General features: G+C 59.6%; 20 protein-coding genes. 8 read left to right on the top strand and 12 right to left on the bottom strand.

Annotation, left to right across the window (positions count from 1 at the left end):
• Nucleotides 1-55: 55 nt before the first annotated feature.
• Together IGS55_RS03060 and IGS55_RS03065 are read right to left on the bottom strand one after the other, a co-directional pair.
• On the bottom strand, nt 56-2,680 hold the full coding sequence (locus IGS55_RS03060; RefSeq protein ID WP_230515942.1) for an AAA family ATPase: 2,625 nt from the start codon (nt 2,678-2,680) through the stop codon (nt 56-58).
• Nucleotides 2,681-2,946: 266 nt separating this feature from the next.
• Nucleotides 2,947-3,960: a DNA-binding protein gene (locus IGS55_RS03065; protein ID WP_230515943.1), complete on the bottom strand. Its 1,014-nt coding sequence runs from the start codon at nt 3,958-3,960 to the stop codon at nt 2,947-2,949.
• Nucleotides 3,961-4,212: 252 nt separating this feature from the next.
• Between IGS55_RS03065 and IGS55_RS03070 the strand changes: the two genes are divergently transcribed.
• Nucleotides 4,213-4,896: a hypothetical protein gene (locus IGS55_RS03070; protein WP_230515944.1), complete on the top strand. Its 684-nt coding sequence runs from the start codon at nt 4,213-4,215 to the stop codon at nt 4,894-4,896.
• A 15-nt stretch (nt 4,897-4,911) separates the two neighbouring features.
• On the top strand, nt 4,912-5,088 hold the full coding sequence (locus IGS55_RS03075; protein ID WP_230515945.1) for a hypothetical protein: 177 nt from the start codon (nt 4,912-4,914) through the stop codon (nt 5,086-5,088).
• Nucleotides 5,089-5,116: 28 nt separating this feature from the next.
• On the opposite strand, the gene IGS55_RS03080 is transcribed toward IGS55_RS03075, so the two are convergent.
• Nucleotides 5,117-5,506 (bottom strand): DUF6232 family protein, encoded by a 390-nt coding sequence (locus IGS55_RS03080; RefSeq protein WP_230515946.1) that lies wholly within the window; start codon nt 5,504-5,506, stop codon nt 5,117-5,119.
• A 348-nt stretch (nt 5,507-5,854) separates the two neighbouring features.
• On the opposite strand from IGS55_RS03080, the gene IGS55_RS03085 reads away from it, so the two are divergent.
• Nucleotides 5,855-8,014 (top strand): TonB-dependent receptor, encoded by a 2,160-nt coding sequence (locus tag IGS55_RS03085; protein WP_230515947.1) that lies wholly within the window; start codon nt 5,855-5,857, stop codon nt 8,012-8,014.
• Between the two features lie 19 nt (nt 8,015-8,033).
• Here IGS55_RS03085 and IGS55_RS03090 read toward each other — a convergent pair whose 3' ends face one another.
• Together IGS55_RS03090 and IGS55_RS03095 are read right to left on the bottom strand one after the other, a co-directional pair.
• Nucleotides 8,034-8,819, bottom strand: a complete 786-nt coding sequence (locus IGS55_RS03090) for a hypothetical protein (RefSeq protein WP_230515948.1) — start codon at nt 8,817-8,819, stop codon at nt 8,034-8,036.
• Nucleotides 8,816-9,319, bottom strand: coding sequence for an RNA polymerase sigma factor (locus IGS55_RS03095; protein WP_230515949.1), 504 nt, complete (start codon nt 9,317-9,319; stop codon nt 8,816-8,818). The genes IGS55_RS03090 and IGS55_RS03095 overlap by 4 nt, the downstream gene beginning before the upstream one ends.
• Nucleotides 9,320-9,426: 107 nt before the next feature.
• On the opposite strand from IGS55_RS03095, the gene IGS55_RS03100 reads away from it, so the two are divergent.
• Together IGS55_RS03100 and IGS55_RS03105 are read left to right on the top strand one after the other, a co-directional pair.
• Complete coding sequence (locus IGS55_RS03100; protein ID WP_230515950.1) at nt 9,427-10,911, top strand: S8 family serine peptidase; 1,485 nt, start codon at nt 9,427-9,429, stop codon at nt 10,909-10,911.
• 175 nt (nt 10,912-11,086) lie between these two features.
• Nucleotides 11,087-12,298 carry a DUF4382 domain-containing protein gene (locus tag IGS55_RS03105; protein WP_230515951.1) on the top strand — a complete coding sequence of 404 codons (1,212 nt, stop codon included), beginning with the start codon at nt 11,087-11,089 and terminating at the stop codon, nt 12,296-12,298.
• A 68-nt stretch (nt 12,299-12,366) separates the two neighbouring features.
• On the opposite strand, the gene IGS55_RS03110 is transcribed toward IGS55_RS03105, so the two are convergent.
• Complete coding sequence (locus tag IGS55_RS03110; protein WP_230515952.1) at nt 12,367-12,780, bottom strand: MerR family transcriptional regulator; 414 nt, start codon at nt 12,778-12,780, stop codon at nt 12,367-12,369.
• A gap of 15 nt (nt 12,781-12,795) precedes the next feature.
• Complete coding sequence (locus IGS55_RS03115; protein ID WP_230515953.1) at nt 12,796-13,584, bottom strand: type 1 glutamine amidotransferase domain-containing protein; 789 nt, start codon at nt 13,582-13,584, stop codon at nt 12,796-12,798.
• A 235-nt stretch (nt 13,585-13,819) separates the two neighbouring features.
• Here IGS55_RS03115 and IGS55_RS03120 point away from each other — a divergent pair, with 235 nt between their 5' ends.
• Complete coding sequence (locus IGS55_RS03120; RefSeq protein ID WP_230515954.1) at nt 13,820-15,049, top strand: NADH:flavin oxidoreductase/NADH oxidase family protein; 1,230 nt, start codon at nt 13,820-13,822, stop codon at nt 15,047-15,049.
• A gap of 43 nt (nt 15,050-15,092) precedes the next feature.
• Complete coding sequence (locus tag IGS55_RS03125; protein WP_230515955.1) at nt 15,093-16,085, top strand: acetoacetate decarboxylase (ADC); 993 nt, start codon at nt 15,093-15,095, stop codon at nt 16,083-16,085.
• Nucleotides 16,086-16,123: 38 nt separating this feature from the next.
• On the opposite strand, the gene IGS55_RS03130 is transcribed toward IGS55_RS03125, so the two are convergent.
• The 5 genes from IGS55_RS03130 to nhaA form a co-directional block, all read right to left on the bottom strand.
• A complete protein-coding gene (locus IGS55_RS03130; RefSeq protein ID WP_230515956.1) occupies nt 16,124-16,615 on the bottom strand; it encodes an arsinothricin resistance N-acetyltransferase ArsN1 family B in 492 nt (163 codons plus the stop codon).
• A gap of 103 nt (nt 16,616-16,718) precedes the next feature.
• Entirely contained in the window at nt 16,719-17,372 is a 654-nt protein-coding gene (locus tag IGS55_RS03135) for an NADPH-dependent FMN reductase (protein ID WP_230515957.1), read from the bottom strand.
• A gap of 77 nt (nt 17,373-17,449) precedes the next feature.
• Entirely contained in the window at nt 17,450-18,181 is a 732-nt protein-coding gene (gene arsH, locus IGS55_RS03140) for an arsenical resistance protein ArsH (protein ID WP_230515958.1), read from the bottom strand.
• A gap of 58 nt (nt 18,182-18,239) precedes the next feature.
• Nucleotides 18,240-18,740, bottom strand: a complete 501-nt coding sequence (locus tag IGS55_RS03145) for an arsenate reductase ArsC (protein ID WP_230515959.1) — start codon at nt 18,738-18,740, stop codon at nt 18,240-18,242.
• A gap of 184 nt (nt 18,741-18,924) precedes the next feature.
• Nucleotides 18,925-20,190, bottom strand: a complete 1,266-nt coding sequence (gene nhaA / locus IGS55_RS03150; RefSeq protein WP_230515960.1) for a Na+/H+ antiporter NhaA — start codon at nt 20,188-20,190, stop codon at nt 18,925-18,927.
• A gap of 511 nt (nt 20,191-20,701) precedes the next feature.
• Between nhaA and IGS55_RS03155 the strand changes: the two genes are divergently transcribed.
• A complete protein-coding gene (locus IGS55_RS03155) occupies nt 20,702-21,739 on the top strand; it encodes a zinc-dependent alcohol dehydrogenase (RefSeq protein ID WP_230515961.1) in 1,038 nt (345 codons plus the stop codon).
• Nucleotides 21,740-21,762 lie beyond the last annotated feature (23 nt).

Genomic DNA, 21,762 nt, shown 5'->3' on the forward strand with positions numbered 1-21,762 from the left:
ACAGGTTATGTAAATATAAGTCTGGGTTAGTACAGCATAGTAAAGTTGTTTATGCTCATTGTGGTACAGCTCGCTTGGAGAATTCTTCAATCCACTTTGCGAGATTATTGACATCAATTTCAATTTGCGCAGCATCAGGCACAGGTGCTGGGAACTCTTCAGATTGCGAGTGCTCAAAAATCGAATATCGAGTCATTAGATCGTCCATTAAATCGCAGTCGCCTTTTTCGATCTTGGCAAGCGCGCCTAGCTTTCCTACAGTATTTATAGGGCGCCGGAATCTCGTTATGACATCATTCAGTAGCTCACTTTCTATACATTTCTCAACCACGATACGAAGGTCGCTGCACACGCCCTTAGCGTACTGTTCGTACTGTTCATCCCCATTAGTAAGAAGCTTCTTCAGTTTGGGAACATAGTCGTTCTGGAACGAATTTATCGCCTGCTTCGGCTTGCTGTCCCGAGCGCTAAACGAAACTCTAATCCCCGCAACGTTCCCCATGCGCCTTAATGTTTCAACATGTAACTTAACTGGAGAAGAAGTTTTCGCAAAATCAGCTGCTTCTTTGATTTTCTTGACTTCGGCATCAACCTGCGCAAGGAGGGAAAGTCGATGTGTGAAAATCACCACTTGCCTCTCTTCCGTTAAACCAACCAATCGCTTAACTACGCGCTCTTCAAAGTCTTGATCTAGTGAGGAAATTGGATCATCAAAAACAAAGGGCGTGACTTGGTTTGCACCCGTAATATCAGCCAAAAATGCAGCGAGCGCAACGATGCGTAATTCCCCTTCGCTTAGGATCTTCGCGGCAGGAGCGTCTCGTTTGGTTTCCGTTAGCGCAATGCCAAACGTAGTTTTGCCTTTACCCTGTTGTTTGCTTTCGGGGATGACCTTCAGTCGGTCGCCTCCTAAGCGTTTCAACTCCGCCGCGAAACGCTTCTGATAGCCCGCACTCAGCTCACTTTTTGCAAGCTCGTTGCTTTTTTTGGTCAGAGCTATAGTGTTAGCTTGTGAAATAGCCTTATCCATCGCTGCTACGGTATTCAATCGAGCAACTTCGTCAGAAATCGACTGTTTGTTCTGTTTCAGCCATTCTGCCGCACGAAGCTCGAATACACGCGCAACCATCTGCTTTCGCTGGTCGTCCTGTTGAAGCGCCTGCAATCCTTTCTCTTCTATCAAAAGCTCGCCTAAGAGCTTTGCAATAACTTGATCTGATTGCGCCCAATCTAGAACTGGAAGGTCTTTCACTTCGGTTGCTGACTCAGCAAACGATTTTCGAGCAAGTAAACTGGCGTGAAGCTGAGAACACGATTCTTCTGTCAGTTTTAACACCGCTAGCTGTACTCGCCATTCTTCGATTTGAGGCAATACCGGAAGGCGTTTTACTAGCACATCGACTTGTCCCTCTGCTTGTTTAGCGCTTGCCTCAAGACCTCCTTGCACGAATTCTTCGAAATGCTTCAAACGTGCTTGTGCGGCGCCATCCAGCTCTTGATTGCAGAGTACACACTTGGCTTCCTCTGATGTGTTAGGAAAGGGAATGCCAGGGTAAGCGTATTCAATAGAGAACTTTCGGGCCAACTCCCAAAGTTGGCGCCAAGTTGCATTCCCGATGCCATCGACCTCAGCGTCGGCAAACACTCTTTGCGCATCCTCCTTGGCTGCCTTACGTTTCGTAATCGCACTCACCCGAGCCTCAACTAGCTGCCCGACGGTTGCGTCGGATAGCTTCTCCTTAATGGCAGAAAGATGTTGATTTAGTTGTGTTAAAGCTGTCCGCTCTCGACCAATCGCAACTAAACGGCCGGCCACATCTTTTTGTGCCAGAGTCGTTTCAAGTGTTAGCCGTTCTGCCCCTTGTTCCGCTGTATAGGTACATGCTTTCTCAACGTTGTCGCCAATAGTTTTGGCCGATAGCTTCGCTAACCACTTTGCAGAGATTGTTTCTGCAAGGTCTACGGGAATAAGTGGTAGTTTTTTAACGAGCTTTGCCTTTCCTACATTCAGACACTCCGCAACGCCATCGCAAACCTTGATAAGCGATGAAATAAAGCGCATTTGACTTGGCTCGTATGTGGCTTCATTCTTTTCGTTTATATACATAGATGCAGTGCGAGAATCGAACACATGCATGCTTCGAAGCGGGCTAACCGGCCCGGCCGCAAGCGTCCAGTTGATTTCGGTTACGACGTCCGCAAGCGAGATACGTAGGCGAGCAGAGCTTGGTGGCGTAGCCTCCTCATAAATGTTCGGATATATCTCATCCTTGGCTTTTGAGCCACAAGCTTGCTTGATTAATCGAGAAAATGCTGTTTTCCCTGAACCATTCGGACCGTAGATTACGGCCAAATTATGAGGACCAAAGTCTATCTCTGCGCCATTCTTGATTGCGGAGACGCCTTGGACTTCAGTTATGCCACAAATGCGCAAAGGAGAACGTACTGCCGCATGCGCCAGAGTGCCGGGCTCGACTGTGAAAAAAATGGCATCCTTTTCGCCTGTCGCTTCGCTTTGACAGAGCTGAGCGAGCGCGGCAATTTCCTCAGGATTTAGGTGTCGCTTGTGGTCAATTATTTGTCGTGCCGCAGTTTGTAACCACTTAGGCCGTTCCCCGAGCCAGGTCTCGAATTCGTCTTTTTCTATGGGCTGAGTCGCCGGCGTCGCAATATCCTTCATATATGCCCTCTTATGACGGGAGGCGACCTCAGATCCCGATCAATATCGGTTGGAGGACTACTCCCACAAGAGATAGTACTCCTATAGTAAATGAGGATTCTCACCAATCATCACAAATTGCCCATCCGCGCTAACAAAGTGATCAGGAAACGCGTGGTTACTGCATCTCAGAATTTTTCCGTCACCCCAGATAATCATCGGTGTCTATTGAATCCGAGCTGACACATGAATTAAATCGTTGCTGTCGCTAAGCCGTCAATCTCAACTCAATCAGGTTTCGAATTACGGCCGCGCAGCTCAAAAATAATTTCCTGCTGTGAAACTAGCGTTGTTTGCGCCGTCCCCAATGCCGCTTCCAGCGCACGTGACTGGTTTGAGAGCACCTTTGTTTGAGATGCCGACTGAGCCAATTGTTCCTCAAGTGCCTCTATCCGCCGCTCGTTGCTGGCGACTTGCAGCAACATCACTTCGACCTGGTGCGTAGTACTTTGGCTTGCGGCAAGCTGCTCGGTTAGTCGGCGCCCTGCTACCTGCTCATCATAGAGCGACTTTTCGGCCTGCAAGAGCGCAGCAACCAGGCGTGCACCTTCCTGATTTAGGCGAGTCGCTTCTTCCTGCTTTTGCACAAGAGTATGTTGCTGTTGTCGTAGCTCTGCTTGCACTTGTTGTAGCTGTTGCTCGTGGCGCCGGAGATCCTGGTCACGCTGCTCTTTGACGGATTGCCTGTAGTGTTCTAAAGAATTGCGTGCATGTGTATGTTTTTCTTCCAGTGATTGTCGGTGCGCCTCATTTTCGGCGAGGCGCTCCTGAAGGTCAATCACCTGCTGTTGTGCGGTGTGACGAGAGATAGCTTCTTGTTGCAAGCGGTTACTAGTGTCGCCATGTACCCGCCCTATTTCCTCGACCTGGTCCTTGGCCAGGCACAGCTGCTCTTCCAGCGACACCAATTCCTGCCGCAATCCAGCCACAATCACAACATGTTCCCTCTCCTTCTCTTTTACAGCTGTCTCGATCACTGAAACGCGTTCATTTGCTTCATCGTGCAACTGCGCCGCCAGCCGCGCCACGATATCCTGCAATGCATCGCTGATTGGCGCCTTGCGGCCATCACGGCCCCCCTCCTCCGCTTCCAATTCTTTCAAATATTTATGGATGGTAGTTTTGGAACCGGTGTTGCCCAGGGCAACGCGCACGGCATCGACCGACGGATGCCGTCCTTGCGCAAGCAAGGTGTCACGTGCTTTTTTGACATCGAAATGATAAAGTCCAATACGGGCCATGGCGTGTCTACGAAATAGGATAGGATCTTACGTACCATGTAATTACATACCATTTTTGCCGAACTTCAAGAAGAGTTCTTACTTGAATTTGACGCAGGATAATGTATTCTTATCCTGCGCCAGGCTAGGTTTTATGCAGTTTTGACCAGAGCACCTGTACATTTAGCCTGAACGCCAGACAAACGCGGCACAGCTCCTTTTGCCAACGACCACATCACCGCCCTTGCCCGCCTTTCTTCAGCTTTGCTTGCCATGTCTGATATCGATCGCTTCCTGCAGGCCGCCACACGCGAAAATACCCGGCAGAGCTATCAAAGCGCGCTCCGCGACTTCGAGGTGGATTGGGGCGGTTTTTTGCCGGCCACCCCTGACAGCATTGCGCGCTACCTGGCCAATCGCGCCGACAAACATGCCGTCAACACCCTTCGTCAGCGTTTGGCTGCATTGGCCAAGTGGCATCTCGATCAAGGCTTTCCAGATCCGACCAAGACATCCGTGGTACGCCAAGTCTTGCGTGGCATCCAGACCTTGTATCCGGCCCTGGAAAAGCGGGCAAAACCCTTTCAGATTGATCAACTCATGCTAGTCGATCGCTGGTTGACGGCCGGCGCTGACGCGGCACAAGCGCAGGGAGCGCTGGGGGCCGAGTTGCGGTACCGTCGCAACAAGGCATTGATTCTGCTCGGATTCTGGCGTGGGTTTCGCGGCGACAAACTAACCCGCCTGCAAATCGAGCATGTTCACATTACTCCAGGCGAAGGGATGACCTGCTTCCTGCCGCGGACAAAAGGGGATCGCCAGTTTAAAGGCGGCAGCTTCAAGGTGCCACTTCTATCGCGCCTGTGCCCGGTCACCGCTTACGAGGAGTGGGTTACTGCAGTGGCATTGCCGGCCGGTCCTGTGTTCCGCGCAATTGATCGCTGGGGCAATAATTAAGGACGATTTATACGATTGGGTTGCCTCCGTAGCGCCGCTACACCCAGCCCACGGGCCTTCGCCAACTACGTGCGCGGCTACGACGTGGCCGCCAAGGTGCGCCATGCGAAGCTGCACGACCTGTTCGACACCATCAAGGAACGCCCGTCCCGCCCATGGCATGCCCGACTGGCCATGCACGCCATCATGTAAAAGGCCCGCGATTGCGGGCCTTTTCTGGCTAAGCTCGACGTACAATCGCTTGATTTATCGCTTCGACCACCTCGCTCACGAACGGCTTAACCTTGCTTTTCAAGGCCCGATGCTCGCCGGAAGCGCTTGCAAGCGTTACCGTATAGTGAGTTCGTTGAAGACACACCCAGATGAGCCCCGGAAGCAAGATAATTAGCCAGTGCCAGATAGACAGGGTTGCCAAGTTCTTTCCACTTGTGAGCGCCAATAATTCGCAAATTATGAGCGCAGCAGGCAATATCCTGTTCGGCTTTTTCACCCCGAGCTTGACTGATGTAATGCCACTTATTGCGTGAGTTTCGCCATCGACCATGAAACGGGCATTTGTGACGGTTACTCTGTCGTTCGTGTAATACGTGATTTCTGCTGCGCCGCTCATTGTTTCCCCCAAGAAATGAGGTCAATGTTATCAAGAATTCTCGATTCGGCTAGCACGAACATTCGTCCATCACCTGTGGGAATCCGGGCGCGTCGCCAGGTACACGACGCCGAGATTGTTGTTGCGATAGGTCTGCAAGCCGTCCATGCAATAACCTGAAAGCGCCTGAAATGCGGTCTGGGCGGCACGCAGCATCGATGTGTGATTCGGTACGCGCCATACATGGACTCCCGCGCCCTGCACCGCATTTCCTTATCTATGTAGTCAGAAAATATAAACAGTAATGATTCTCATTTATAGTATAGTGCGCACAGTTTTTCTTCTTATAACCTTGCGCCCATGCCATCGATGCCATCCTCACTCCCAACTCCATTCCCAGTCCATCATCCCCTCGCCGCCCGCCTGATCCTCGCGGGCCTGCTCATTGCCAGCGTGCCACCCTCCGTCTACGCGCAAGCAGCGTCAGGCGCACAGAACCCGCTAGCCACCGTGGTCGTCACCGGCCAGGCCGAAGCGGATGCCGGCGGGCAGATTGCCAAGAGCGCGCGGGCTGGCATGTTGGGGGAAAAAGATTTGCTCGATACGCCGTTCAGCGTCAACAGCTACACGAGCCAGCGCATGCTGGACCAGCAGGCGCTGACCCTGGCCGAGGTGCTGGGCGGCGATCCGTCCACGCGCTTCACGGGCCAGATCGGCGGCGTCACGGATTCGTTTTTCATCCGCGGTTTTCCCCTCAACGAGGGCAATCTGAGTGAAGTGGCGTTCGACGGCGTGTATGGCGTGTCGCCCAATTACCATTTGTTTACGGAATACCTGCAAAGCGTCGAGGTGCTCAAGGGGCCGGCCGCCTTGCTGTACGGGATGTCGCCGAATGGCGGCGTAGGCGGCGTCGTCAATGCCGTGCCGAAACGCTCGCTGCCGCGCGACCTGACGCGATTGACGCTCGATTACGGCTCGGGTTCGCAGGCTGGCGCGGCGATCGACGTCAGCCGCCGTTTCGGCGAGGAGCGGCGTTTCGGCATCCGCTTCAATGGCTTGCACCGCCAGGGCGACACGCCGCTCGACCACCAGACGTCGCGCGCGGAAGTGGCGGCCGTCGCCCTCGACTACCAGGGCCAGCGGCTGCGCGCCTCGCTCGACGTGATCGAGCAATACCAGTGGATCGACGCGCCCACGCGCCCTTTCCTCGTGGCCGCGCGCCTGCCCGTGCCGGAAGCGCCGGACGGCCGGCGCAACATCGCCCAGTCGTGGGGCTGGTGGAAGTCCAACGACCTGGCCACCTTGGGCAAGCTCGAATACGATGTGAACGATAAGGTGACCGTGTTCGCCGATGTGGGCGGCACGCGCTCCGACGTGTCGCGCTATTCGGATCAGACGCCGACGATCACCAGCGCGGCCGGCGACATGACGGTCACGCCCATGAACTGGAAATTCCGCGTGCGGCGCGCCAGCGGCGACACGGGCGTGCGCACGCGCTTACGCACGGGCGGCGTCGAGCATGCGCTGGTCGTGATGGGCAATATCTACCGCGACGAGTTTGGCAGCATAAACAATTCCGGCAAGCTCATCACTTCGAACATCTACCATCCCGTGGCCGTGCCCGATCCCGGCATTGCCGCACCGGGCCGCGTGCCGAAACTGTCCGCGTCGACCCTCTCCAGCCTGGCCGTGGCCGATACGCTGGACATGCTGGACCAGCGCGTGCAGCTGACCCTGGGCGTGCGCCGCCAGCTGGTCGAATCGAAAAACTACAACGCCATCAGCGGCGCGCTGACCACCCACTACAAGCAAGGCGCATTGACGCCGCTGGCCGGCATCGTCGTCAAGCCGCTGCGCCACGTGTCGCTGTATGCGAACTATATCGAGGGCCTCAGCAAGGGCGATATTGCCCCGAACATCGCCGACAACGCGGGCCAGGTCTTCGCGCCCTACAAGAGCAAGCAATATGAAGTGGGCACGAAGGCCGATTTCGGCGTCGTGCTGGCGACCCTGGCCGTGTTCCAGGTGACCAAGCCCAGCGGTCAGTTGTATGGCAAGGTCTACAGCATGGACAGCGAACAGCGCAACCGGGGCCTGGAGCTGAACCTGTCCGGCGCCGCCAGCAAGGCCGTGCGTCTGCTGGCCGGCATCACCTTGCTCGACGGGCGCTTGGTAAAAACCAACAACGCCGCCACCATGGGCAAGCGCCCCGTGGGCGTGCCGACATCGATGGCCAACCTGGGCGGCGAATGGGATCTGCCGTACTGGCCGGGCCTGACGGCCACGGGCGCCGTCAGCTACACGAGCAAGCAGTTTGTGGATCAGACGAATCTGCAATCGGTGCCATCGTGGACCAAGGTCGACCTGGGCTTGCGCTACCGCACGGCCATCGCCGGCAAGGCGACGACCTTGCGCGCCGGCTTGATGAACGCCTTCGACCGTCATTACTGGGCCGGCGTGGCCTCGTATGGCACCGTTTCGCAGTCGGCGCCCCGCAGCATGCAACTGTCGGCCGCCGTCGATTTCTGAGGCGATCGGCAGTCAGGCCTTACTTGAGTTGCTGCAGCGCCTGGCGCTCGGCGTCCGCGTCGAGGGGCTGGCCCGCGATGCGCGCGTCTATCGCCTGCAAAATGGCCGGGGCGGCGCTGCCCGCCATGCGGTAAGTTGCCGCTGCCGTCGGCTCCGGCTGCGTTTCCACCAGCACGGGAATGATCCACGGGCCGCCGGCCTCGGGCGCCTTGCAGGCGAGGCCGGCCAGGGCCGAGGCCTGGCCGGCGCCGTCGTGGAGCGTGAAACTGCGGCAGAATTGACCGTCGGCCGTACGGAACGTGATGCCGATGCTGACAGGCTGACCCTGCCCTGGCGCGCTGGCCAGCTGCTGCGACAATGCGCGGGCCAGCACGCCGCCTGCCGCCATGCGGCCACCGGCGGTGCTGACGGCGTCGGCGGCAACGTCTTGGCGGCCGCCGGATTCGAGCATGGGCAAGGCCGTTTTCCCGATGAGTACGCCAACGACCAGGGTCGCGGCCAGCGCGCCCCACGCGGGCAAGGCCCAGCGGCTGTGGTTGGCGGCGGGCCTCGGCGTGAACGCCGGCGCAGGACTGGCGGGCGCCGGTTCGGCCGGGCGCAGTGCGTCGCGCAGGCGCTGCGGCACGGCTTCGTCGAGGATCGGCGCGAAACTGGCGTAGACGTCGTCGCGCATGGCGCGATGCTGTGCGACGCGTCGCGCCATCGCCGCGTCGCCAGCCATCGCGGCCTTGACCTGCGCGCTGGTGCCGGGGTCCAGCTCGCCGTCGGCAAATGCCATCAGGATTTCATCAGAGAACTGCGTCATTTTACCCTCTCCGTATCGGACAACTGCGCCTGCAGCGCTTCGCGCGCCCGCGCCAGGCGGCTGGTCAGCGTGCCGACCGGAATGTCCAGCACCTGCGCCGCCTCTTTGTAAGGCATGCCATCGATGAGCACCAGGGCCACCACCATGCGCTGGTCTTCGTTCAGCCGGCCGATCGCTTGCTGTACAGCCAGGCGATGCACCTGCCTCTCGGACGCGTCGTCGCCGACAAACTGCCCCTCCTCCTCGTTGCTAAACAGCCGGTCGCGCCGTACCCGCACCCTCACCTCGTCTATCCAGGCATTCTTCATGATTCTGAACAGCCAGCTGTCGAGCCGTGACCCCGCTTCCCACTGGCCGATATGCTTGAGCGCCCGTTCAATGGCGACCTGCACGAGATCATCGGCATCTTCGTGGTTGCGCGTGACTGCCCGGCCAAAGCGCCGCAGCCGCGGCAGCAAGGCGGCAATTTCGGCGTGGAGCGATGCGACGTGTGGCGTCATTGTTCTCTGGTAAACGATGGGGTACGGGATTTTAGTCCATCCCCCCAGCCATTTCGGCTTAATATAATGAAACATCCTGTTTCACCGAACGCCCCGGATATTTCGCCATGCCCCCTAGCCTGCTCCTGTTAGCTCCTCCCGCCCGGCGCCTCCTGGTGCTGCTGCCCCTGCTGTTGACCGTCACCGCCGTCCATGCCCAGGGCCATGGTCAAGGCCAAGGCCAGGGCAACCGGCCGGCCATGAATCCCTCGATGAATATGCCCATGCCGCGCGGCAACGGCAATGGTATGGGCAATGGCAATAGCATGGGCATGGGCTTGCAGAGGGACCCGCCGGGCTTGCTCAAACAGCAAAACTGGATGCAACCCGGCAATTCCGGCAATGTTGGGAATGCCGCCAATGGGGCCAGGGCGGCCAATGCGGCCAATCGCGGCGACACTGACGAGACTGGTGAAGGGGCCAGCCTGCAACAATCGCGCGCGCGCATGGTGAAAAACCTGCTGCGCGTATATCGCGACGTGATCGAAGCCGATCCCCGCGGTGAGCCCGTGCTGCGGCGGCAGCTGCTGGCATGGTCGCCGCCGGCCGCCATGCTGGAAGCGGCGCGTGCCGAGGGTTTCAGCGTGCTTGCCAAGCGGGCTCTGGGCGGGCTGGGCGAAACGCTGGTGACGCTCGGTGTGCCGGAGCGTTACAGCACGGAAGAGGCGCTGGCGCGGCTGCAAGCGCTCGATCCCGGCGGCAGCCATGATTTCAATCACCTGTATATCAGCAGCGGCCAGTCCGGCAAGCCATCCGCCCCCGGCCGGCGCGCCGCCCGCCCTGCCGCGGCCGGTGCGGTGCGCGTGGGGCTGGTCGATGGCGGCGTCGACGGCACGCACCAGGCCTTCCAGAAAGCGGCCATCCGGCGCTGGGGATGCAACGGCCGCGTCGTCCCCAGTGCGCATGGCACGGCGGTGGCTTCGCTGCTGATCGGAAACGCCGACCGTTTTCATGGCGTGTCGCCGGGAGCCCGGCTGTATGCGGCCGACGCCTATTGCGGCAGCGAAACGGGTGGCGCCGTCGACCAGATCATCGAGGCGCTGGCCTGGCTTGCCCGCGAACAAGTCCCGGTGGTCAACGTCAGCCTGGTGGGACCGCCCAACCAGATGCTCGAACGCGCCGTGCAGGCCATGCTCAAGCGCGGCCACCTGCTGATCGCCGCCGTGGGCAATGACGGCCCGGCCGCGCCGCCGTTGTATCCGGCCAGCTATCCTGGCGTGATCGGCGTCAGCGGCGCCGATGCGCAACGGCGCATCCTGCCCGAGGCGGCGCGCGGCCCCCAGGTCATGTTCGCCGCGCCCGGCAGCCAGATGCTGGCCGCCGCCGTCGGCCCGCAGCCCTATGGCGTGGTGCGCGGCACATCGTTTGCCGCGCCCATCGTGGCAGCCATGCTGGCGCAAAGCATGCGCAAACCCGGCGTTGCGGCAGGCCGCGCCGCCGTGGCCAAGCTGGCTGCGCGGGCGCAGCGCATGAGCGGCGGGGAACGCTCGCCCGAGGCCGGTTACGGCCTGGTCGGCGAAGCGTTCCGCATCGCGCCCGAAGACAGGCCGTAAGGCCCGCGCGCGATCGCGCGCCTGGCGGCGAAAAAAAAGTTGCTAGTGAGGGATGAAATCCGCCTCGCCCGTCGTTCTTACTGTACCAGCCGCAATTTTTCCGTGGCTCTCAAGGAGACTGAACATGAAATCCCAGCAACTTGCCACCCTGGCCACCATTCGAGGAGAAAACTCCATGACACACTTATTGCGTACCTGCGGCATGATCAGCACCGTCACCGCCGCAGCCCTGCTGTCGGCCTGCGGCGGCGGTGGATCGTCAAGCGATACCAACCTGAGCGGGACGCTGGGCGTCGCCATCACCGATGCGCCAGCGTGCGGCTTTGACGCCGTCAACGTGACCGTCAACAAGGTCCGCGTGCACCAAAGCGCCACGGCGGGCGATACCGATGCGGGCTGGACCGATATCACGCTCAGCCCGGCGCGCAAGATCAACCTCTTGAACCTGACCAATGGCGCCCTGGAAAACTTGGGGCAAACCCCGCTGACGCCCGGCCGCTACACGCAGCTGCGCCTGGTTCTCGATGCCAATGCCGGCTCGGCCATGGCCAATTCGGTGGTGCCGAGCGGCACCGTCAACGAAGTTTCCCTCGATACGCCCAGCGCGGTCCAGAGCGGCATCAAGCTGGTCAACCAGTTCGACGTGGCTGCGGGGCAGCGGGTCGACCTGGTACTCGACTTCGACGCCTGCAAATCCGTCGTCAGGAAAGGCAATGGCGGCTTTGCGCTCAAGCCGGTCGTCAAAGTCGTGCCAACCGTACTGAACGGTATCAACGGTTTTGTCCCCCCTGCCTTGCTGACGCAACATGTGATGGTAACGGCGCAGCAGAACGGCACGATTGTCGCCGCCACCGCGCCGAACGCGACGACGGGCGAATTCTATCTGGCGCGCCTGGTTCCCGGTAACTATGACGTCGTCATCACCGCCGACAACAGCGCCACTGCCGTCATCGCCGCCGTGCCGGTCGCCACCGCGACCAGCACCACAACGCTCAGCAGCGCCAGCGCGCCGATCAATCTCGTCGCTGCCGCAACGGCTCCAGGCATCATCGGCGGTACCGTCGCCCTGGCGCCAGTGAGCAGCACCGAAGTCGCGACGGTCTCCGCAAAGCAGAGTTTCGCGGCCGGCCCGACCGTCACGGTCAAGTACCAGGGCGTCGATATCGCCACCGGCGCCTATGCGCTGACCCTGCCCACCGTTGCGCCGCAACTGGCGCCGTACAGCGCCACCCTGCCCCTGGTATTCACGGCGCAGGCCAATACGCTGCCCGGTACCGGCAAATACAAGGTGGAAGCGGCGGCGAACGGCTATGCGGTCCAGACCCTGCCATCGGTGGATATTGCCACGGCAAATCAACTTGGGGTCAGCTTTACCTTGATACCGTAAGAGCATCGCCGTCCATGGCCTAGCAGCACGGCGATGCATCCGCGGACGCATCGCCGTGTCTTCTGCATTCAATTTTTACCGACGATGCCCAGGCTTTCCATGACCCTGGCCGCATTGTCCTTGCAGTCCACATCATCGGGTTTGGCATCGATCATCTGAATCAGCGACAGCAGATGCGCCTTGTTCTGCGCCAGCCGCACTTCCAGCGACTCGATGTCGGCGATCTTCTTCTTGAGCGCCACCATCAGCTCATCATGTTTCCATGATGAAATATCCTCCGGCAAGACTTGCCTGATTTCGTCGAGCGTAAAGCCCGCCTGCTGGGCGTCGGTGATGATGGACAGTACCGCCACCGCTTCCAGCGGATAGTCGCGGTAGCCGTTCGATTGCCGGTCCACGGCTTTCAGCAAGCCTTTGGCTTCATAGAAGCGTATCGTGGACGCCGCCAGGCCGCTGCGCTTGGCCAGTTCGCCGATTTTCATCGTTTTCCCGCTCCCCTATTCTGGTTTGTTGTTTCGCAAGGCCATGAGCAGCGCTTGCGCCACTTCCTTGCTCGATCCGGGGTTCTGGCCCGTGACGAGGCGGCCATCGGTCATGACGAAGCTGCCAAACGGTAGAAAACCCTTGTCATACAGCGCTCCCCTTCCCTCGAGCTCGCTTTGCAGCAGGTAGGGTACCTGATCCTTGATGCCGGCCAGCGATTCCTCCGTATTCGAAAAGCCCGTCACGCGGCGCCCTTGTATCAGCGGCTTGCCGTTTTCGTCCTGCAGGTCGAGCAGGCCGGCGGCGCCATGGCAGACGGAAGAAACGATGCCGCCGTTGCGGTATATCGCCTCGGCAATGCGCTTGAGGTCCTGGTTGCCCTTGAAATCCCACATCGTGCCATGGCCACCCGTGTAGAAAATAGCCTGGTAGGCAGCAGGATCGATGTCGGCCGCCGCTCGCGTCGATTCCAGCGCCGCCATGAAAGCGGGATCTTTCAAGTGGTTTTTTGCGGCGGCATCGATATACAGCCATCCCAGGCTGCGCTCATCGAGCGGTACGGCGCCGCCGTTCGGGCTGACGAAGTCGACGCCAAAGCCGGCGTCCTTCAGCGCGTCATATACGTGGGTGAGTTCCGTGAGCCAGAGCCCGGTATGGTCGTGTCTGCTCGGATACTGGGAATGATTGGTCATGACCACGAGTACCGTGCCCGGTTCCCGCTTTGGCGACGCCGGTTCCGCAGCAACGATCTGCATGAATAGCAAGGGCATGAGCGCGAGGAAAAGCTGTTTGAAAACTGACATGAGATCGTCCTCCTGATGGTTGAATGGCCTGCGCCATGTGATCCACTATAAGCTTAAAGCCAACTTGAATGTCAAGCGGCAGATGGGCGGTGACAGGAGTTTGTTGTCTCAGGCTGCTGCGTTTCTTCCAGCCCGTGTCGCGAACGGGACACAGGCAAAAAAAGTGCGTTTTAGGGCTTGACCTTCAAGTTAGCTTAAAGCTTATCGTGAGGCCATCGCAACCCTGGAGATAAGCATGAAGCCTTTTACCGCACTGACGCTGCCCAATGTAACCGTCATTCCGAACCGCCTCGCCAAAGCCGCCATGGAAGAGAACATGGCTGACAACGATCACGCGCCCTCACAGGAGCTGATCCGCCTGTACCAGTCGTGGGCGGATGGTGGCGTGGGTCTGATGATCACCGGAAACGTGATGATCGACCGCCGCGCCATGACGGGACCCGGCGGCGTGGTGCTTGAGTCTGACGAATTTGGCGCCCGCTTCGAGCAATGGTCGCGCACGGCCCGTTCACGCGGCGCGCAGGTCTGGATGCAGATCAACCATCCAGGGCGCCAGATGCCCGCCGCCCTGGGACAGGAAACCATCGCACCGTCAGTTGTGCCCATGGACCTGGGCAACTTTTCAAAGCAATTTTCGGCGCCGCGCGCAATGACGGAGGCCGATATTGCCGACGTGAAGCAGCGCTTTGCCAACAGCGCCCGGCTGGCGGAGCGCTTTGGCTTTACGGGCGTGCAAATCCATGCCGCGCACGGCTACCTGATCAGCCAGTTCCTCTCCCCTCTGACCAACCAGCGCACCGACCGCTGGGGCGGTTCGCTCGAAAACCGGGCGCGGCTGCTGGTCGACGTCGTCAACGAGGTGCGGCAAGCCGTCGGCAAAGGCTTTGCCGTTGCCGTGAAGCTCAATTCGGCCGATTTCCAGAAAGGCGGCTTCAGTTCGGATGACGCCAAGCAGGTCGTTTCCATGCTCAATACCCTGGGCGTCGACCTGATTGAATTGTCCGGCGGCAGTTATGAAGCCCCTGCCATGCACGGCCAGACCCGCGATGGCCGCACCCTGGCCCGCGAAGCCTATTTCCTCGAGTTCGCCAAGGATATCGCCACGGTGGCCAGCATGCCCATCATGGTGACGGGCGGCATACGCCGCTACCAGGTGGTGCAGCAAGTGCTGGACAGCGGCATTGCCATGGCGGGCATGGGAACGGCCTTGGCGCTCGACCCGCAACTGCCTGAAGCATGGCGTTCCGATCAATCGGCAAGCCCTTTGCTCCGGGCCGTCACCTGGAAAAACAAGGTGCTCTCGTCCATTGCCTATATGGCGATGGTCAAGTATCAGTTGCGGCGCCTGAGCCAGGGCAAGCATACCCGGCCCAACGTGGCGCCTGCGCTGGCGCTATTGATACAGCAATGGGACACCGCCATCCGGAACCGGCAGTATCGCCGCCGGATGCATAGCGGCTTTTAAGTGAGTTTTTCCCAATCAATCATGGAAGGTGCAAGCAATGAACATGAACATCGCCGCGGCGGTATCCGCATTGGTATTGAGTATTGCCGCAAGCCCGTCCCGGGCGGAACACGCTGTCGAAAACAGGCAGCTCGTTATTGATATCGCGGGCCATGCCGTCCCGGTGGCCGCTGGCGGCCTGTATGACCGCTTTCGCTCGAATCCCCCTTTATCCGTCATCGCATCGGAAGCGCCGGAGCTTGACCTGAGCTGGTTCAAGGAGATGCAAAAAGAAAAGGTGTCCATCGGCTTTGACTCGTATTCGCCGAACTTCTATTACAAGAACCGCAAGATCACGGCCGTATTTACGGCCGACCTCGCGCGCCTGAAGGAGCTGATGCCCGAAGACATACTGAAGCAAGTCCAGCCCCTGCAAGTGTGGCCAGGCCGGGGCGCGGTGGCATTGACGGCCTATGCGTATGAGTACTGCGACAACGACAGCTACAATGAAATTTCATTGGCGATTGTCACCAACAAGCCTGGCAGCGCCAGCTTTGGCCCGTTCACCTTGCTGGGCCAATCGCTGTCCAAGGATTTCTGGGGCTATGTGCTCAAGCTTCCCGTCAACACGGAACTGGCCAGGGTGCGTGGCGTGGTTGGCTACAATCTGCCCAAGTGGCTGACCGGTATCGAGGTGAAGGAAACGGACGCAAGCGTTTCCTTTGAAGTCATGGATAGCGCAACGGCCAAGCTCGATTTTGTTTTTGCAGGCAAAAAACTGGGCGACCTGGCGCACACGGCCGATGTGGTGAGCAACAGCTTCACCAACAAGGATGGCGCCGGGAAACTCACGTATGGCTATGCCGTTTCCCGCCAGCTGAGCCATGCGTCGAGCACGAGTGCGGAATCGGTCGATCTGAAGCTGGGCGACGGCAGCTTTTCCCATTATATCAAGTCATTGAAGCTGGGGAAGATGATGAAATATGAATACGTGCCGGAATTTCAAAGCGCGCTGTATGCCCCGAAGCCACTAAGAGACCTCGGTGTCGAAAAGTGATTTGTTGAAAAGCCGCCAGGTGAGCAGCAACGGAGCGTTTACTCGTCCTGTAGCTGCAACTCCCAATACCCCACGTCGATCCACCGGTCGAATTTACGGCCGACCCGCTTGAACATGGCCACTTGCTCGAATCCCAGGCGCTCATGCAAGGCGACGCTGGCGTCGTTGGGCTGTGCGATGCCGCCGATGACCACCTGCAGCCGCCGCTGGCGCAAGTCATCGATGAGCACGCTGTACAGTTGCCGGCCGACACCTTGCCCCACGCATTCGTGCGCCACGTACACCGTCGATTCGACGGAAAAACGATAGGCGCTGCGGGCGCGCCAGGGCGTGGCGTAGGCATAGCCGAGAATCCCGCCGTCGCGCTCGAAAACATACCACGGCAACTGCGCGCCGACAGAGGCGATACGCTGGGCCATCTCGTCGCTGCCAACCACCTGCTCTTCGAACGTGATGGTGGAGCTGCTGACGTAATGGTTGTAGATCGTGGCGATCGCGGCGGCATCGGCGGTAGTGGCAAGTCGAATCATCAGTGGGATCCAAATAGACGTGAAGTGGCAGGAAGGAACTCGGCCGTAAACTGTGCTCGGCGCTGCAAGGTGTCATTCTGACAATAATTCGCCATAGGCGACCTCACGGCGCATTGCGTTGAGAAGGATCGCGCAGGAAAGCCGGCGAAGGCCCTGTTCCTCCCGATCGCTCCCGCTCTCGCCTAGCGGCCTCGGCCCACCAGGTCAGCTGGGAAAAGGTGCGCTCGATATAGGAAACCCAACGCGTGCTATCGACTTCAGGCGCAAAGCTGCCATCGGCAGCAAAAACAGTATGTGCGGCCGGAATATGGATCATGGCCGACACCGGCAAACAACCCAGCTCGGAGAGAAAAGCGCGCATGCCCACTGCCGCACGCACGCCACCCCACTGCCCTGCCGAATAAGTCACGATGGCACTGGGCTTGAAAGCAAACAGGGAACTGCCAAAATGGTTCAGCAGATGCGCCAGCGCCGGGCTCATTGAATGATTGTATTCGGGGCTGGCCATCACATATCCGTCGGCGCCGGCAATCTCACTGGCCAGGTGCTCCAACGGCAAGGGTGCGCGTCCTTTCGCATAGGAATAGTGCGGTTTGAACACATCACCCAGGTCGTAATCGAATGGATCGATGAGCACCACGTCGTGGCCAGCTTGACCGCACTGCGCCGCGCAGGCTTTGGCGACACGCTCGCCGAGACGCGCCGGCTGGGGCGGCGTGCTTGTACGTATTGAGCCAAGAAACACCAAGATTTTCATGCTGTCCTTTCAAGCCAGGAATTCGACTGAGTCATCGTAAAGTGGCGGCCCGGCGCGCGGGCCGCGATGAAAACAGCTTACTTGACTGGTGTTTCGTGATCCATGGCCGCCGTGGCGAGGGCGCGCACGTCAACCGGCATGGATTCCTTGCGCTCGCTGTAGCGGCTGGTCAGGTAATCCGAGCGGTCGCGCACCACCAGGGTGAATTTATACAGTTCTTCCATGACGTCGACCAGGCGGTCGTAGTATGACGACGGCTTCATGCGGTCGTTGTCGTCGAACTCCTGGTATGCCTTGGCAACGGATGACTGGTTCGGGATCGTCACCATGCGCATCCAGCGGCCCAGCACGCGCAAGCCGTTGACGGCGTTGAACGATTGCGAGCCGCCCGACACCTGCATCACCGCCAGGGTCCGCCCCTGCGTCGGGCGCACGCTCCCCATTTCCAGCGGCAGCCAGTCGATCTGCGACTTGAACACGCCCGTCACGGCGCCATGGCGTTCCGGGCTGCACCAGACCTGGCCTTCCGACCACAGCGACAACGCGCGCAGCTCCTGCACCTTGGGGTGATCAGGACTGACGCTGTCGACCATGGGCAAGCCATGCGGGTCGAACACCCGCGTCTCGGCGCCGAAATGCTGGAGCAGCCGCTCCGCTTCCAGGGTCAGCAAGCGGCTGAACGAGCGTTCACGCAGCGAGCCGTACAGCAAGAGGATGCGCGGCGCATGCGTGGCCACCGTCGGCGGCGCAAGTTTATCGAGGGTCGGCGTGTCGAGGTGGGCGGCGCTGATGTTGGGCAGGTTATTCATGGTGCATCTTTTACTGTCATGAGTGATCGAAAAATACTGAAAAGTAAGGCATTGCCCGCTAGACGGCGCTTTGCCCGATGGCCTTGATCTCTTGCTGGATCGCGTTTTTTTCCAGCATGTGCAGCGGCAGACTGACGAAGACGTTCATCCGCGTCATGATCTGGCGGAATACCTTGTGAAATACCGCGCGCCTTTCTTCATCGGTGCCGGTGGCCGCAGCCGGGTCTTCGAATCCCCAGTGCGCCGAAAGCGGATGGCCTGGCCAATATGGGCAGACCTCGCCGGCGGCGTTATCGCACACGGTAATGACGAAATCCATGTGCGGTGCGTCCGCGGTACCGAATTCATCCCAGCTCTTGCTGCGCAGTTTGTCGAGCGGATAGCCGGTCGCTTCAATTTGCTCGATGGCGAACGGGTTGACGCTGGCGCCCGGATGGCTGCCGGCCGAAAAGCCGCGGAAGCGGCCTTTTCCCATGGTGGAGACAAGCGCCTCCGCCATGACGCTGCGGGCTGAGTTGCCGGTACAGAGAAACAACACGTTGTACACTTTTTCGGTCATGACGATTCCTTCACTCCTGGTTTCCATACGCACTCCCTAATTTCATAATTCTATAATAGTCGAATTATGGAATTAATGTAAACCTGTTTTTGTACATATGCGGTGCCTGGCAAGTCTGTTATTGGCGGCCGTGCGCTGACACAGCACCCGTCGAGGCAAGTGCAGGCCTCGACGGAGTGCCGCATTATATTGTCGCCACGTCTCCATCGCGGCGAATTTCGTCTGCCTGCACACTGTCATGCTCACACTGGTCTTTTGCCTTCGGCGCAAAACGCAGAATCAGGCAAGCAACAATGGCCGACAGGAGAGAGCCAAGCAGGATGCCGATCTTGGCTTCCTCGACATACGCTGGATGGCCAGGAAATGCCAGGCCACTGATGAACAGGCTCATCGTAAAACCGATACCACAAAGCATCGAGACCGCATAAATTTGCAGCCAGGTGCTTCCGCGTGGCTTGCCAGCAAGTCCGCTCTTCACCGCCAGCATGACACCAGCGAACACACCCAGTTGCTTGCCGAGGAAAAGACCTGCGGCAATGCCAAGCGGGAGCGGCGCCCACATGGCTGATGGCGAGAGTCCCGCAAACGAGACGCCAGCGTTGACGAAGCCGAATACCGGGACCACCAGGAAACCGACCCATGGATGCAAGGCGTGTTCGAGCCGGTGCAGGGGCGAATCAGGCGCATCCGGCGTGCCTGGGGACGGAATGTAGGGGATCAGGAAGGCGCCCACCACGCCGGCGATCGTTGCGTGCACGCCGGAGAGCAGCGTGACATACCAAAGCAGGGCCAGGCCGATCAGATACGGCCATAGTTTCATCACGCGAAGCTTGTTCAAGGCAAATAACACCACGACGATGGCGGCCGCGGCGGCAAGTGCGCCGGCATTGATGGAGGCGGTATAGAAAACGGCGATGATGGCGACAGCGCCCATGTCATCGATAATGGCCACTGAAACAAGCAGCAGTTTCAAGGACAAGGGCGCATGGCGTCCCAGCAGCGCCAGCACTCCCATGGCGAACGCGATGTCCGTCGCGGCAGGTATCGCCCAGCCATTCATCAGCAAGGGCTGTTTCGCAGTGAGTAAAACGTAGATCGCGGCCGGAAATGCCATCCCCAGCAGTGCAGGCAATGCCGGCAGGCGTCGCTGCTCCCACGTCGAGAGCCGGCCATCGACCAGTTCCCGTTTGATCTCGAGCCCGACCAGGAGGAAAAAGACCGCCATCAGCCCGTCGTTGACCCAGAGGTGGGTTGTCATCGGGCCCAGTTTGTCGCTGAGCACGGGACCTGTTTGCCAATGCAGAAAATGCTGGTAGACGCCGGCCAGCGGACTGTTGGCGATAATCAGGGCGGCAACGGCCGCTGCCATCAGCAGGATGCCGCCCGCCGCGTCACTGGCGAGGAAGCGCTGTAGAACGGAATGGTGTTTCGGTGAGGTAGTGGTGCTCATGCCGCATGCTCCTTGAACGAATGGATGTCCACGACGCACCAGGCCCTCCGGGCGCAAGCACGCTCGGCGAGGTCAATGACGGAAGAAGTGCCAATACAAGCGCAAGCACAAGCACAAGCAGGCCGGGCAGGCGTAGACGAGGAGTGGGAAAGGAAAAAGACAGAGCCCGCGGAAAGCGGTGCTTCAATCAGTTGACGCCAATAGAGATGGAACGCTGCGCGCATCATAAAACCTCACGGAAAACGAAAATGTCGTTCTCCGTATTCGGGGTAGCCCCGGGCGCACGCAGCACACGCCGAGTTGTCATTATACCTCAGGCCCGACTTTCCTTCAACGCGACAGCAGCGGACTGAATCGTCCTCCAGGGTGGCTGGCTTCCCGCTCAGTATGTTGATGTAGATCAATCAATTTTTGTATCGTGTGCAGCAGAATATGATCATTCGCAAGCTTCTGTTCAGCAAATCATGGCTTGCGCCCTGCTCTACGCCCTAGCCACTTCATAAGGAATACCATGACACCCACTACCATGAAAGCCGCCGTTGTCGAGCAACTGGGCCAGCCGCTGGTGCTGCGCGAGGTGCCCGTGCCGGTACCCGGTCCCGGCCAGATCCTCGTCAAGACGGAAGCGTGCGGCGTTTGCCACACGGACTTGCATGCGGCGCGCGGCGACTGGCCCGTCAAACCGTCGCCACCGTTCATCCCCGGCCACGAAGGCATCGGCCTGGTGGTGGCCGTGGGCACGGGCGTCACCGAGGTGCAGCTCGGCGACCGGGTCGGCGTGCCCTGGCTCTATTCGGCTTGCGGCCATTGCGAACATTGCCTGGCAGCCTGGGAAACCGTGTGCGCCGAAGCGCAGTTTGGCGGCTATACCAAGAATGGCGGCTTTGCCGAGTACATCCTGGCCGACCCGCGCTACGTCGCGCATATCCCGGCGGGACTGTCCGCCGTGCAGGCGGCGCCCATCATCTGCGCCGGCGTGACCAGCTACAAGGGCATCAAGGAAACGGGCGCGCGGCCGGGCGAATGGCTGGCCGTGTCCGGCATCGGCGGACTCGGTCACCTGGCCATCGAGTATGCGCTGGCCATGGGCTTGCGCGTGGCGGCCGTCGACATCGATGACGGCAAGCTGGAGCACGCGCGCGCCCTGGGCGCCGAAGTGACGATCAATGCACGCCAGGGCGACCCCGTCGCGGCCTTGCGCGAGGCGACCGGGGGCGGCGCCCACGGCGTGCTGATCACGGCGCCGTCGCTCGATGCCTTCCAGCAAGGCGTGGCGATGACGCGCAAGCGCGGCACGTGCGTACTGGTGGGCTTGCCGCCGGGCGACTTCCCGACGCCGCTGTTCGACGTCGTCGCCAATTGCGTGACGATACGCGGCTCTTTTGTGGGCACGCGCCAGGACATGGCCGAGGCGCTCGCCTTTGCCGCCACGGGCAAGGTCAAGGCCGACGTGGAATTGCAGCCGCTGTCGGCCATCAACGACATCTTCAGCCGCCTGGAACACGGCAAGGTTGCCGCGCGCGTCGTGCTCGATTTCAGCGCGAAGTAAACGCGACGCCAGCATTCCGGTGT

Source organism: Janthinobacterium sp. EB271-G4-3-2 (assembly GCF_020858035.1).
Taxonomy (GTDB): domain Bacteria; phylum Pseudomonadota; class Gammaproteobacteria; order Burkholderiales; family Burkholderiaceae_D; genus Janthinobacterium; species Janthinobacterium aestuarii.

Coding starts and splice junctions, on each gene's coding strand:
- IGS55_RS03060 (WP_230515942.1), bottom strand. CDS start 2,680: ATGAAGGATATTGCGACGCCGGCGACTCAGCCCATAGAAAAAGACGAA.
- IGS55_RS03065 (WP_230515943.1), bottom strand. CDS start 3,960: ATGGCCCGTATTGGACTTTATCATTTCGATGTCAAAAAAGCACGTGAC.
- IGS55_RS03070 (WP_230515944.1), top strand. CDS start 4,213: ATGTCTGATATCGATCGCTTCCTGCAGGCCGCCACACGCGAAAATACC.
- IGS55_RS03080 (WP_230515946.1), bottom strand. CDS start 5,506: ATGAGCGGCGCAGCAGAAATCACGTATTACACGAACGACAGAGTAACC.
- IGS55_RS03085 (WP_230515947.1), top strand. CDS start 5,855: ATGCCATCCTCACTCCCAACTCCATTCCCAGTCCATCATCCCCTCGCC.
- IGS55_RS03090 (WP_230515948.1), bottom strand. CDS start 8,819: ATGACGCAGTTCTCTGATGAAATCCTGATGGCATTTGCCGACGGCGAG.
- IGS55_RS03095 (WP_230515949.1), bottom strand. CDS start 9,319: ATGACGCCACACGTCGCATCGCTCCACGCCGAAATTGCCGCCTTGCTG.
- IGS55_RS03100 (WP_230515950.1), top strand. CDS start 9,427: ATGCCCCCTAGCCTGCTCCTGTTAGCTCCTCCCGCCCGGCGCCTCCTG.
- IGS55_RS03105 (WP_230515951.1), top strand. CDS start 11,087: ATGACACACTTATTGCGTACCTGCGGCATGATCAGCACCGTCACCGCC.
- IGS55_RS03110 (WP_230515952.1), bottom strand. CDS start 12,780: ATGAAAATCGGCGAACTGGCCAAGCGCAGCGGCCTGGCGGCGTCCACG.
- IGS55_RS03115 (WP_230515953.1), bottom strand. CDS start 13,584: ATGTCAGTTTTCAAACAGCTTTTCCTCGCGCTCATGCCCTTGCTATTC.
- IGS55_RS03120 (WP_230515954.1), top strand. CDS start 13,820: ATGAAGCCTTTTACCGCACTGACGCTGCCCAATGTAACCGTCATTCCG.
- IGS55_RS03125 (WP_230515955.1), top strand. CDS start 15,093: ATGAACATCGCCGCGGCGGTATCCGCATTGGTATTGAGTATTGCCGCA.
- IGS55_RS03130 (WP_230515956.1), bottom strand. CDS start 16,615: ATGATTCGACTTGCCACTACCGCCGATGCCGCCGCGATCGCCACGATC.
- IGS55_RS03135 (WP_230515957.1), bottom strand. CDS start 17,372: ATGAAAATCTTGGTGTTTCTTGGCTCAATACGTACAAGCACGCCGCCC.
- arsH (WP_230515958.1), bottom strand. CDS start 18,181: ATGAATAACCTGCCCAACATCAGCGCCGCCCACCTCGACACGCCGACC.
- IGS55_RS03145 (WP_230515959.1), bottom strand. CDS start 18,740: ATGACCGAAAAAGTGTACAACGTGTTGTTTCTCTGTACCGGCAACTCA.
- nhaA (WP_230515960.1), bottom strand. CDS start 20,190: ATGAGCACCACTACCTCACCGAAACACCATTCCGTTCTACAGCGCTTC.
- IGS55_RS03155 (WP_230515961.1), top strand. CDS start 20,702: ATGACACCCACTACCATGAAAGCCGCCGTTGTCGAGCAACTGGGCCAG.